This window comes from Pseudomonas sp. MMS21 TM103 (genome assembly GCF_022132145.1).
Classification (GTDB): domain Bacteria; phylum Pseudomonadota; class Gammaproteobacteria; order Pseudomonadales; family Pseudomonadaceae; genus Aquipseudomonas.
In genome coordinates, this window is the sequence record NZ_JAJISP010000001.1 from 969,152 (window position 1) to 982,027 (window position 12,876).

Below are 12,876 nucleotides of genomic sequence, written 5' to 3' on the forward strand. Positions count from 1 at the left end.
AAAGGCTATGCCCCAATTATCTGTGGTGAAGATTCAAGCGCGGCGGTTTCATTGCACTGCTCGGCCAGCTGATTGACCAGCCCTGCGGCCAGCTCCCGGGGGTCGGCGCTGAAACTGCTGTATCCACCCTCGCGCAGGCTGTCCGGCATGCTCGGGCAGACACAGGTATCGCTACGCTGGGTCCAGATGGCCCCGCCCTGGCGCCGCACATAAGCCGCCGCGGCGCTGCCATCGCTGCCCATGCCACTGAAGGCAATGACGCCGCAAAGCCCGGCATAATGCTTGGCCAGATTGAGCATCATCTGATCGATCGATGGACTGTAGGGTTCCGGCCAGGCCCGTTCGCTGATGAGCATGGTTCCTTCTTCACTGAAACCCAGCTCGCGACTGATCGGCACTACCACCACCTCACCGCAACGTACCGAGTCGCCGTGACGCGCCGGATTGACACGCCACTGGCTATGTCGTCCGACCGCCTGCGGTAGCACCGACTCGAAACTGGGGTCAATATGCTGGGCATAGACAAAACCAACCGGCAGACCACCAGGCAAGGCGTCGAGGAAAGCCTTGATCGCAGCCGGGCCGCCGAGCGAAGCGGCCAGCAACCAGACCTGCCGAGCCGGCTCTCCAACCACCAACGGCGTATCTGCGAGCACCTGTGGCAGATCCAGACGAGTTGGCCGCTGCGCCTCGGCCAGCAAAGCCTGGAGACTGGGCCCAACCGCTTGCGATGGATCACCGATCAGCTTCTTCAACTTGCCAAACAGGCGCCGCTCCCAACGCGGGTAATTTTCCGAATGGCGCTCCGGGGCATGTCCCTCGCCAAACAGGATTGGCACGCAGGCGGTTTCCATCAGGTTGTCGACCAGCGGCAAATCCTCGGACTGGGCCAGATCGATCAGCCACAGGTCGGTCTCGCAAGCCGTCAACGTTGCCTCATCCAGGCGCGCCGGATCGCTGTTTAGCACGACCTGATAGCCGCTCCCGGTCAACGCCTGCTGCAGCACATGGCGCTGCAGGGAGGTATCGGCAATCACCGCAATACGTGCCACGCTGTTGTCCGTCATGCGCGCGTGTCCGGATGGCGTTCTACCGGGTGGCGATCCACCAACCTGGCAATGCTCTCGAGCAATAACGACTCCTGGTAGGGTTTACCGAGGTATTCGTTGACACCAATGGCCAGCGCTCGCTCACGGTGTTTCTCACCGGTACGCGAGGTGATCATGATGATCGGCAGGTTTTTCAGATGCTCGTCGTGACGCACCAGAGTTGCCACTTCGAAACCGTCCATGCGCGGCATTTCGATGTCCAGCAACATGATGTCGGGCTTGTGCTCCTGCAACTGGGAGATGGCGTCCACGCCGTCCTTGGCCGTCAATACGTTCATGCCGTTACGCTCGAGCAGACGACTGGTGACCTTGCGCACGGTGACCGAGTCATCCACCACCATGACCAGGGTCGGCCGATCCGCTTCAATTTCCGCGGCAGTCGCCGTATGGCCGACCATGCGTGGATGCAATTGGTTGAGCAGGTGCGCATGGAGCACGCGGATGGTGGCCAGCAGGTCGAGAATCACCACCACGCGACCGTCACCCAGAATGGTCGCGCCGGAAATGCCATGCACCCCGGCGAACTGCGGCCCCAGGCTCTTCACCACAATCTCGCGGGAGCCGGCCAGGGAGTCGACCTGCACCGCCACCGCGTGCTCGCTCGAGCGCACCAGGATCACCGGCAAGGGCAGGCTCTGACCGACCAGCTTGGGTTGCTGGCCGTTATTCAGCAGGTCACCGAGATAACGCAACTCGTAGGCCTGACCGGCGTACTCGAAACGCGGGGTCTCAGTCGCCGCCGAGCCACTCTGTTCATAGAGGGCTTCCAGCTCGTAAGGAGAAATCCGCACGATGCCTTCGATGGTGTTCAGCGGGATGGCATACAGGTCTTCGCCCGACAGCACCATCAGCGCACGGTTGACCGACACGGTGAACGGCAGACGAATGGCAAAGCGCGTGCCTTCGCCCGGGGTCGAATCGATGCTCATGGAGCCGCCGAGCTGCTTGACCTCGGAATGCACCACGTCCATGCCGACGCCACGCCCGGAAATCTGGGTGACCGCCTCGGCGGTGGAAAACCCAGCTTCGAGGATGAACTGGAGGATTTCGTGATCGGTCAGATCCGACTCCTGGTCCATCAGGCCACGCTCGATGGCCTTGCGCCGTACGGCATCGAGTTTGATCCCGCCGCCATCGTCGCTGAGGGTCAAGACGATATCACCGCCCTCGCGGCCCAGGTTCAGGCGGATAGTGCCCTGCTCCGGCTTGCCAGCGGCGCGGCGTAGCGCAGCCGGCTCGATACCATGGTCGACTGCGTTGCGCAGCATATGCTCCAGCGGCGCCACAATACGTTCGAGCACGGTGCGGTCCATCTCGCCTTCGGCATTACCAAGTACGAATTCGACCTGCTTGCCCAACTCACCGGCGACCTGACGGACAATCCGCCGCAGCCGCGGGACCAGCCGGTCGAAGGGCACCATGCGGGTGCGCATCAAGCCTTCCTGCAGCTCGGTATTGACCCGCGCCTGTTGCAGCAACAGGGTTTCCGCATCGCGGTTACGCATGGCCAGGGTTTCTTTCAGATCGAGCAAGTCGGAGGCGGACTCAAACAGTGCGCGTGAAAGCTGCTGCAGCTGCGAATGGCGGTCCATTTCCAGCGGATCGAAATCCTCGTAGCCGGCGCGCTCGGCCTCGGCCTGATAGCGACTGAGGATCTGCGCCTGGGTTTCGATGTCCAGGCGGCGCAGTTGGTCGCGTACACGGTCGATGGTCGCTTCCATCTCACTCAGGGTGAAACCGAAGTCGCTGACCTGTTGTTCGACCCGACCGCGAAAGATCGAAGTCTCACCGGCCAGGTTGACCAGACCTTCGAGCAGTTCCGCCGGCACCTTGACCAGCTCCTGTGGAGCACGTCGCGCGGCAGCTTCCTGCGCAGCTTCCTGCGCACGACGAACGAACGGCAGGACTTTCGCCACCTGCTCCCGCGCCGGCAATTCACTGGCCGCGACTATAGGTGCCAGCAGGCCGGGGACTGTTGCCGCCACGACCTCAACGCTGGCCGTCGCCTGGTCATCGTCGGCAAAACTGGCTTGCAGGCGCTGACGCAGTTGATCGAGCTCTTTCTGCAGCCCCTCGAAGCCGGACTGCACATCGAGGAACAGGCTTTCCGGCCATGGCGCACCTTGCAGCAGGGCCTCGCTCAGGTGTGCTTCAAGGTCATGGGTCAGATTGCCCAGACGGTTCTGGCCGGCCAGCCGCGCCCCACCCTTGAGGGTATGCAGGACACGCAACATGTCATCGATCGCCGCGCCATCGTCACGCTGCTGATCCCAGCGACCCATGGCGGCCTCCATCGCCTCCAACAGGTCGTCGGCTTCTTCCAGGAAGATATCGAGGATGTCAGACTCGTCATCGTCCTGATCCGGATGTTCCGCCACCGCCTTGAGTTGCACGGCAGACGGCATGCTCAGTTGCTGGTCCGGGTTGGCGCGAAAATGCTTGATCGTCTCGATCAGCGCATCGCCATCAGGCACCGGGCGCTTGCCGCGCACCGCATCGAGCATCTCCGCCAGGCGATCGTGGCAAGCCTGGAGCAGGCCGAACAGCTCCTGGCTAGGACGCAGCCGACCATCCGCGAGCCCTTCGTAGAGGAATTCGAGTTCATGGGCGAGGTCGCCAATCTCGCGTATTTCCGCCATGCGCGCACCACCCTTGAGGGTGTGCAGGTCGCGCTGCAGGGCTTCCAGTTCGAGGCTGTTGTCGACGTCATCCATCCAGCGCAGCAGCGCCGCGCCAGAACTGTCGATGATGTCGAAACCCTCTTCGAGGAAGATGTCCACCAGCTCCTGGTCGGGCTGATCGACGAACTCGGCTGCCACGGGCATAGCAGCATCGGTTGCCGCGGGTGCGGCGAGGGCCTCCGCTGGCGTCTCCCGCTCAACCTCGGCAAAATCCTGCTCAGGGTCTGCTTCCAGGCTCGGCTCTAGATCGTCCTCGCTGTGCAGCAATGACGACAGCACCTCTTCAACATCATCCTCCTGGTCGGCTTCGGCTTCGGCTTCGGCTTCGGCTTCGGCTTCGGCTTCGGCTTCGGCTTCGAGATCATTCTCGGCGGCCGTTGCCGCTACTGACAAACTGGGCACGCCCCCCCCCTGGCGGAAGTGACGTATCGCCTCGATCAGTTCGTGCGGAGACTGCATCACGGCCTGCTTTTGCAGCTGCTCCAGCAACATGGCCAGGCAATCATGGCTTTGCTGCAGCAGAGCGACGAGCGCCGGCGAATGGCTGAAGCGCCGATCCACCAGGCCTTCGTACAAGGACTCCAGCTCATGGGCGAGGTCGCCAATCGGACGAATCTCGGCCATCCGCGCGCCACCCTTGAGGGTATGCAAGTCACGCTGCAGGGACGACAGGGCGGCCTTGTTGCCCGGCTCGGCACTCCAGCCTTCCAATGCCTGACCGGCGCTCTCGAGGATGTCCACGGCTTCCTCGAGGAAGATCTCGACCATCTCCGCGTCGAGCGCCTCATAGCCAGAGGAAGCAGCAGGCTCGGACTCAGGCAAAATACCGATGTCCTCATCGACCTGCATCTCCACTGCTGTCACCGTCTCGCCGTCGCTCTCGTGCGCCCAGGGCGACTGCTCGAGCGCCGCAGTGGCGGCATCCAGCTCGACGGGCTGCAAATCCGCCTGCCCTTGCGCGGACAACAGTGCCAGTGCGCTCGGATCCAGCGCTTCACCGAGCAACCTGCGCAGTGCCTCGACCCGCGCCGGCTCGGCGCTGACCTGGAGGCCGGCGGCAACCTGATCCATCATGCTGATCAGGGCTTCATGCGCCTGTTCGGCCTCGCTGAAGAAGCGCTCGCTGACCGCCAGGCTGCCTTCTTCCACGGCACCATAGAGGTCGAGCAGGGCTTCGCAGAGTTCATCGATCTGCGGCAATTCGGCCATTTCCGCGCCGCGCCCCAGGGTCGTCAACTCGTCCAGCAAGGCACTCAGTTCCTGACGATCGGAGGGGTGCTCGCGCCAGCGCTGCAGCAAGGCCTCGGCATCCAGCAGGATGTCCATGCCCTCGGCGAGGAAAATGCCGATCAGCTGCGGATCGCGGGTTTCGCCCTGCTCGCTCTGGCGACTGCTTTGCGCGGCGTCGAGGCGATCCTGATGCAGTTTGTGCGCACGCTCGAGGAACTCCGGCGCACCGGACAGAGGAGCCAGCGGCTGAGTTTCCAGCTGCGCCAGGCCGAGACGGAACAGCTTCTCGGCAGCGCTCAATAATTCGGCTTCGGCCAGATCCATCGGGATCAGGTTGCTCTTGAACTCCTTGACCATTTTTTCCAGCGGTGCGGCGATCTCCGCCACCGGCAGAATTCCGGCCATGTAGGCACTGCCTTTGAGGGTGTGCAGGGCACGCTGCAGGTCGTCGGTGACCGGCTGTGGCAGTTCCTGGGCGCAATCGGCAAGAAAACCGACCAGGGTGTCGAGGTGGGTTTCGGCTTCGTTGCGGAAAATCTCCAACAGTTGCGGATCGAGGGGCTCGCCATAAAGGGGCTCGCCATCGAGCACTTCGCTCGGCTCAACGACTGACGCAACAGCCTCGGGCTCACCTTCAGGTGACGCGACCTGGACCGCCGGGGCATCGGCTTTTGTCAGGCTCTGCCCTTTCGCCAGCGCATGCGCGGTGGCGGCCAGCAGGTCGACATCGTCACGCTGGCGCTGGGCCTTGGCGGCGAACTCGGCGACCAGGGCCGGCATCAGCGCGACCACGTCGGCCACCACCTGCAACACGTCGGCAGTGGGTTCAATGCTGCGGTCGAGAACCCGATTGAGCAGGTTCTCGATCGACCAGCCCAACTCGCCGATGACCAGCGCCCGAACCATGCGACCACTGCCCTTGAGGGTGTGGAAGGCGCGGCGAATTTCGATCAATGCCTCTTTGTTGGCCGGGTCGGCACCCCATTGCGGCAGAAACTCGCCGATGGTTTCCAACACTTCGCCGGCTTCTTCGACGAAGACCTCCATCAACTCTTCATCGAACGACTCTTCATCGGCCGGTGGTGGCAGCAGACTCGGCGGCACATCGTGAGCCGGCGGATTGATCGCCTGCTGCGGTGCGGCCATGACATCGGCCAGCGACAGCGGCTTGTCGACCTCGGGGGCAGGTTCATCGACTGTCAGCGGCGCACTCGGCAGTTCAACTTCGGGCACACCCAGCGATGCCAGCTCGGCCTCATCCCAGTGGCCAGAGCCGTTCAGCTCGTCCAGACTCAGCTCTTCGAGCAGCATGGCATCCTGGCTGAAATCCGCCTGCGACGCTGGCGCTTCCTCACTGAGGTCGAGAGTCGGCAGGGGTTCGATTACCTCCGCCTCGAACTGCAGATCGAGCGCCTGTGGATCAGTTTCCAGCGGGGCAAGGCTCCAACTGTCATCGTCAAGCGGCGGCTGGGTCTCGACCGCCGCAGTGCCAGTCTCGGCGAGTTCGGCGCCCGGTTCCTCAAACGGCGCGGGCTCGATCTGCGCCTCCTGCTGTGCAACCGGCTCCAGAGTCTCGGCCTCGGCTGGCTCATCGGCCAGTACTTCGATGTCATGCAGCGGGTCGGCAAGCGAGGCGACATCTTCTTGCCGTGGATCTATCTGATCGAGGATCGAGGGCTTTTCTTTCAGGGGATAACCGAGACTTTCCAGGCTTTCCTCGGCCACATCGAGAATCAGGTCACCCTGGCTGCCATGGTCTTCGGCCAGGCGCTCAAGGTAGTACTCGACGCTGGTGATGGCATCGGCCAAGGTGTCCAGGCTCTGCCAGTTAGGCACGGCCTTGCGCGCCAGCAGCTGTTCCTGAATGTAGCGATTGCAGGCATTCAACAGCTCCGCGGCCCGCGCCAGCGGAATCATTGCCAGGCCGCCACGCACCTGGGTCAGCAGCGCCGGCACACGCGCCAGGTGCTCGTGATTCCACTGCGAGGCAATGAACTCGATGATCGCGTCCTTGGCCTGTTCCAGGCCGTTGCGCGCTTCCTTGATCACCAGCTGGTGAATCTGCGCCACGTCGGTGGTGGGCAGGTGGCTCTCTTCGCGAGAGCCGTCGGCAACCGGACCGACCATGCCGGCCAGGGTCGCCTCGACATACAGCAGTGCTCCGGCAACATCCATCAACACGGCATCGCTCGGCGCCTGCCGGCCAAGGGCCAGGCCGTGAACCACGTCGATCTGATCGAGGATGACTTTACGTGGCTGGCCGAAACCCAGCACGGCGAGGGTGTCGGCAATCTGCTTGAGCGGCGCCAGCAGGCTCTCCAGCTCGCCCACATGATTGCGATCACTGCGCACGAACAGGTCGAGGCTGTCCTTGACCCGCACCAGCTCCTCACACAGCGCGCCAACGACCGAGCGCATGGCATCGCGATCCGGACCGGCCAGACGGGCACGCTCCTCATTGACGATATCGGTGTTAGGCAGCGCGTCGTCGAGTCGGAACTGTTCCTTCAAGGCCCTGATACGCGGTGACTGCGCCGGTGCCTTGGCGACATAGAACAACAGATTCTTGGTCAGCTCGTCGGAGGCCGGCTGGTTGATGCCGTCGGCACCCTGATCGAGCAGGCGCTTGAGTTCTTTATCGACCTCACGCAGCAGCGTACGTACCGACGGACTATTGACCACGCCACCGCTGGCCAGCCCCTCGACCAGACCCGAGGCGATCTGCCACAAGGGACCCAGCGGCGCGTCTTTGCACAACGTCTCGAGACGGCCAAAAACCCGCGCCATATAGCCCAGATTGGTCGGCAGATCCTGATTACGCAGGAGCCCGACCAAGGCCACTTGCAGCATCTGCCGCAGCTTGCGCAGCAGTATCGGCAGGTCCGCGGTGCGCAGTTCGCCCAGGGACTCGTCTGACAAGGCCGGCGCACGCGCGGACATATCCGGGGAAAATAAACTGTTCTCCGAGAGCAGCTTTTCGCCGCGGGCGGCACGCAGGTCGTTGAGCAGCGGCAACACCACCATCGGCAAATCGCGACGGGCGGTCTGGATCCGATCGAGGTAGACCGGCAGCTGGAGGATGGCCTGCATCAGCACTTCCAGGGCTTCGCCCTGGCTGGCCACGCGACCTTCCATCAAGGCCCGGGCCAGGTGCTCCATTTCTTCGGCGAGCAGGGCTGCGCCGTAGAACTCCACCATTTGCAGAGTGCCGTGTACCTGGTGCACATAGGTCAGGCAGAAGCGCATGCGCGTTGAATCCTGGGGATTCTCGACGTATGCCTCCAGGGCTTGGCGCGCCTGTTTCAGGGTTTCCGCGATTTCGCCTTTGACCCATTCCAGGGCGACATAGTCGTGCCGATCCCCCATAGCCGCTTCACTCATAAACTTGGCTCTGCCCTATCCCTTGCGGGTAAACGCCAGCACTCGCTCGTCGGCCACCGGAAGCAAATCCGGATGCTGCCAACCAACCACTTCACCCACTCCCACCACCAGCAGACCACCCGGTGCCAGGCGCTCGGCCAGGCAGTTGAGGATCTCGCGGCGACGCCAGCGGCGAAAATAGATCAGCAAGTTCTGACAAAAAATGACGTCCATACCGGACATTGGCGCCTTGGCCAACTCCAGCACATTGAGCCTGGCGCAACACACTCGCGCGGCCAGATCCGCTACAACTTTGAAGCGTCCATCGGCTTGGGCCACAAAATAGCGTTGACCCAACTCCGTATCGATTTGTTCCAACTTGCGCGGGCCGTACTGACCATCGCGCGCCAGGCGCAGAGCGTTCAGGCTGATATCGGTTCCGGTTACGCCAAAGTGCTCGGGGTGCTCGCTGTCACGCAGCACTTCAGCCGCCGTGATCGCCAACGAATAAGGTTCCTCACCACTCGAGCATCCGACGCTCCACATCTCCCAGGGGCTACCCAACCCTCGCTGCAGTCGCTCTCGCAGGTAACGCTCGAGTACCTCAAACGATGGCCGGTGACGAAAGAAACGGGTCTCCTGCACGGTCAGGCGGTCCAGCAGGGTCGACCACTCGACCGCTCCACGCGGACCATCCGTGACCTGGCGGAAATAGGTGGCGTAATCCGCCACACCCAGTTCACGCATGCGCGCACTCAGGTTGGTCTGCAGAAACGCCTGCCGCTGCTCACTGATCACCACGCCAGTGCGCTCTTCGAGCAGCGCTTGCCAAGCGCGAAACTCGGCAGCAGCCATGTCCACCACTGGTTGCAAGGCCCAGGCGCCTGACTGCATGTCGTGCCTCTCGCTCATGGCCATAGACGCTGGACAGCGACCAGCAAAGGTCGCCACGCCACGTTTGCTTATGCCTGTTCGCCGCTTTCCGGCAGGGTAAAGCCGGAAACCGACTTACGCATCTCACTGGCCATCTTGGCCAGGTTACCAATGCTCTTGGCGGTAGCCGTGGTACCGGACGAGGTCTGCGAGGTGATCTCCTGGATCACGTTCATGGTGTTGGAAATGTGACCGGCCGAAGAAGCCTGCTGGCGCGCCGCGTTGGAAATGTTCTGGATCAAGGCCGCGAGGGTCTTGGATACCTTCTCGATCTCCTCCAGCGCGACCCCGGCGTCCTGCGCCAAGTGTGCACCGCGGACTACCTCGGAGGTGGTCTGCTCCATCGAGATTACCGCTTCGTTGGTGTCGGTCTGAATCGTCTTGACCAGGGCTTCGATCTGCTTGGTCGCCGCCGATGAACGTTCCGCCAGGCGCTGGACTTCGTCCGCCACCACCGCAAAGCCGCGGCCCGCATCACCGGCCATGGAAGCCTGGATCGCGGCGTTCAGGGCGAGGATGTTGGTCTGGTCGGCAATGTCGTTGATCAGGCTAACGATGTCACCGATCTCCTGGGACGACTCACCGAGGCGCTTGATTCGCTTCGAGGTGTCCTGGATCTGCTCACGGATGTTATCCATGCCGGTGATGGTGTTGTGCACCACCTCGTTACCCTTGTTGGCGATGGCTACCGAACGTTCCGCTACCGCAGAGGATTCCGAGGCGTTCGCCGATACCTGGTCAATCGACACGGCCATCTCGTTGATCGCCGCCGAGGCACCGGCGATTTCCTGGGCCTGGTGCTCCGAGGCTTCGGCCAGGTGCATCGCCGTGGCCTGGGTTTCCTGGGCGGCGCCAGCTACCTGAACGGCGGTCAGGTTGATGGTCACTACCAGGTCGCGCAGCTGGTCGATGGAGTAGTTGATGGAGTCGGCGATGGCACCGGTGAAGTCTTCGGTTACGGTCGCGGCAACGGTCAAGTCACCGTCGGCAAGGTCGGCAATTTCATCCAGCAGTCGCAGAATCGCCGCCTGGTTACGTTCGTTTTTCTCGGCGGTCTCAGCGAGGCGGCGGTTGGTCTCCCGCACCATCACGATGCCGATCAGGATGATCGAGGCCAATGCCAGAATACCCAGCACATAACCGGCCAGGGTGTTGATGGCGCGGCCATCAGCCATGTCTTCGAAGCCGACAGCCAGCTCGGAGGCTTTATCCAAGAGGGTCTGCGAGACGGTGAAAATGCCGTTGGCCGACTCCCGCACCTGGAACAGTTCCGGCGAGGTTTCGAGAATCTCGTCCACCGAACCGGAAACGAATTCGAACAGCTCGGAAATTTCCGCCAACCGCTCGAGCGCTTCCGCGTCGTTGACCTTGGCAATTTCCATTGCCGCATTGCCTTCCAGCATGGCGCTCAATACCCGCCCGAACAGGCTGGCATCGCGACCGAACATGTCGGCGGCCTGCACCGAGTCCTGGTCACCGGCCAGTACTTTGTTCACCGAACCGAGGATACGCTCTGCCAGCAGCGACTGACGCTGGGCCACGGAAACCTGGACGGCCGGCGCCCCGCTTTCCAGGAGGATGTCGACCACTTCCTCGTACTCGACCTGCAGCTGCGGGATGGTTTCCGCCAGGGTCTCAGCCACCTGATGCAGGGACAGAACGGTCTGTTCGCTGGCCAGAATGGCGTCGGTGTTCTGCCGCAGACTATCCCAGTCCTGCTGCACGGCTGCCATCTGCGCCTGCACGTCTTCTGGCGCCGAAGGCATACCGCTGACCTCGTTGCCGTCGGTCAGATAGCCCCAACGGGTCTGGAAGTCGTTGCGCGCCTCGCGCAACAGACCGAAGGCTTCGGCAGTACCGGCCGCTGCTTCGGTGGAGTTCTTGGCAATACGCTGGGACAGCACCCGTAGCTCACCGGCATGGCCGATGTATTCCGTATCGTAGTTGGATTGCGTGTTGATGTAGGCGAAGTTGGCAAACAACAGCACGATGGAGACGATCAGGACGATAAACAGCCCAGCGATCAGCGTGCTGCTGCGCGTACCCGTGAATAGATTGCCTGTATTTAGTTTTTTCATTTTCTGGCCCCCGCCCGGACCGATCGCGCTACCGTTCCCACACAACCCCAACAGGCCGACAAAGCCGACCCAACCGAAAAACTGTTAAAACGCAACATCGAGAAACCCCTGGTGCTGGGCCAGCGCATGAGGACTGAACACCAACCAGGGCTGCTCGCGCTGGAAGACGCCATGAATAAACGGCGCAATGGATGCCTCGAGCGGCGGTAGCCGCTCGGAGAAGGTGTCCACTGGAAAATGCTGCATGCCGAACACTTCATCGACCGTCAGCCCGGCGAATACGTCCTGATGGTCGACCACCAGCACCCGCCGTTTCTTGCGCAGCGGCGATAACTCGTTACCGAAGAAGCCGCACAAGTCCATCACTGGCAACAGCCGTCCGCGTACGTTGGCCACGCCCTTGACCCAGCTTTTAACCCCGGGCAACAAGGTATGACGCGGCTCGTGCAGCACCTCCCCTATCTCGCCCATGGGCGCGACAAAAAATCGCTCACCCATGCGAAAGCCGATCCCGCTCCAGGTTTGCACGGCAGCCTGCTGCAATGGCAAGCCAGCCGCCAGCAACCGGCAACGCTGGTCGATTTCGAGGAGGGTTTGAAACGGTGTGTGCGTATCCGTCATGCCAACTGCGGCCTTCTTCTTATTTGGTTACTGGCACAGCATCAACCGGCCAATACCGCATTCAAGGTTTTCAGCAGTGTTGCTTCGTCAACCGGCTTGGTCAGGTAGTCTTTGGCGCCTTGGCGCTTACCCCAGACCTTGTCGGTCTCCTGATCCTTGGTGGTAACGATGATCACCGGGATGTGACTGGTATCAGCGTCTTTGGTCAACTGGCGGGTCGCCTGAAAACCATTGAGGCCCGGCATGACGATGTCCATCAACACGACATCAGGTTTTTCCTGACGCGCCAGGGCAACGCCGTCCGCGCCATTTTCCGCCTTGAGCACCTGGTGGCCATTTTTTTCCAGCATGGCGGTCAACTTGTACATTTCAGTCGGCGAGTCATCAACAATCAAAATTCGAGCCATGGTGTTTCCCAATACATGAAAAGGCGTCTACCGCTATCCGGCAAACGTCAGGATGCCTGTTCCACCGGGGTAAAGTCAGGGACATGGGCCTTGATCGCTCCGAGCAACTCTTCCTTGCTGAAAGGCTTGGTCAGATATTGATCGGAGCCGACGATGCGCCCCTTGGCCTTGTCGAACAAGCCGTCCTTGGAAGACAGCATGATCACCGGGGTGGACTTGAAAGCACTGTTGTTCTTGATCAGGGCACAGGTCTGATAGCCATCGAGCCGCGGCATCATGATGTCGACAAAAATAATATTTGGATGGGTGTCGGCGATCTTTGCCAAGGCATCGAAACCGTCAACTGCGGTAATTACCTCGCAACCCACCTTCTTCAGCAGGGTTTCCGCGGTACGACGAATCGTTTTCGAATCGTCGATCACCATTACCCTCAAACCCTCGGAATGCTGTTCCATGT

Annotated in this window: 7 protein-coding genes; all 7 read right to left on the minus strand. The window is 61.8% G+C overall.

The window, feature by feature from the left end; translation table 11 throughout:
* Window positions 1–5: 5 nt before the first annotated feature.
* Complete coding sequence (locus tag LJY18_RS04420; protein WP_238040577.1) at window positions 6–1,067, minus strand: chemotaxis protein CheB; 1,062 nt, start codon at window positions 1,065–1,067, stop codon at window positions 6–8.
* Window positions 1,064–8,386 (minus strand): hybrid sensor histidine kinase/response regulator, encoded by a 7,323-nt coding sequence (locus LJY18_RS04425; RefSeq protein ID WP_238041114.1) that lies wholly within the window; start codon window positions 8,384–8,386, stop codon window positions 1,064–1,066. The genes LJY18_RS04420 and LJY18_RS04425 overlap by 4 nt, the downstream gene beginning before the upstream one ends.
* Before the next feature lie 30 nt (window positions 8,387–8,416).
* Window positions 8,417–9,274: a CheR family methyltransferase gene (locus LJY18_RS04430; RefSeq protein WP_238041115.1), complete on the minus strand. Its 858-nt coding sequence runs from the start codon at window positions 9,272–9,274 to the stop codon at window positions 8,417–8,419.
* 68 nt (window positions 9,275–9,342) lie between these two features.
* A complete protein-coding gene (locus tag LJY18_RS04435) occupies window positions 9,343–11,391 on the minus strand; it encodes a methyl-accepting chemotaxis protein (RefSeq protein ID WP_238040578.1) in 2,049 nt (682 codons plus the stop codon).
* Window positions 11,392–11,475: 84 nt separating this feature from the next.
* Window positions 11,476–12,012, minus strand: coding sequence for a chemotaxis protein CheW (locus LJY18_RS04440; RefSeq protein ID WP_238040579.1), 537 nt, complete (start codon window positions 12,010–12,012; stop codon window positions 11,476–11,478).
* Window positions 12,013–12,053: 41 nt separating this feature from the next.
* The gene (gene pilH / locus LJY18_RS04445; RefSeq protein WP_079203715.1) at window positions 12,054–12,419 is read right to left on the minus strand and encodes a twitching motility response regulator PilH; all 366 of its coding nucleotides are present in this window, start codon (window positions 12,417–12,419) and stop codon (window positions 12,054–12,056) included.
* Between the two features lie 47 nt (window positions 12,420–12,466).
* Window positions 12,467–12,874 carry a twitching motility response regulator PilG gene (gene pilG / locus LJY18_RS04450; protein ID WP_108094981.1) on the minus strand — a complete coding sequence of 136 codons (408 nt, stop codon included), beginning with the start codon at window positions 12,872–12,874 and terminating at the stop codon, window positions 12,467–12,469.
* Window positions 12,875–12,876: the final 2 nt, after the last annotated feature.

Bases quoted from the DNA above. Each gene is read 5' to 3' on its own strand.
- LJY18_RS04420 (WP_238040577.1), bottom strand. From the start codon at position 1,067: ATGACGGACAACAGCGTGGCACGTATTGCGGTGATTGCCGATACCTCC.
- LJY18_RS04425 (WP_238041114.1), bottom strand. From the start codon at position 8,386: ATGGGGGATCGGCACGACTATGTCGCCCTGGAATGGGTCAAAGGCGAA.
- LJY18_RS04430 (WP_238041115.1), bottom strand. From the start codon at position 9,274: ATGCAGTCAGGCGCCTGGGCCTTGCAACCAGTGGTGGACATGGCTGCT.
- LJY18_RS04435 (WP_238040578.1), bottom strand. From the start codon at position 11,391: ATGAAAAAACTAAATACAGGCAATCTATTCACGGGTACGCGCAGCAGC.
- LJY18_RS04440 (WP_238040579.1), bottom strand. From the start codon at position 12,012: ATGACGGATACGCACACACCGTTTCAAACCCTCCTCGAAATCGACCAG.
- pilH (WP_079203715.1), bottom strand. From the start codon at position 12,419: ATGGCTCGAATTTTGATTGTTGATGACTCGCCGACTGAAATGTACAAG.
- pilG (WP_108094981.1), bottom strand. From the start codon at position 12,874: ATGGAACAGCATTCCGAGGGTTTGAGGGTAATGGTGATCGACGATTCG.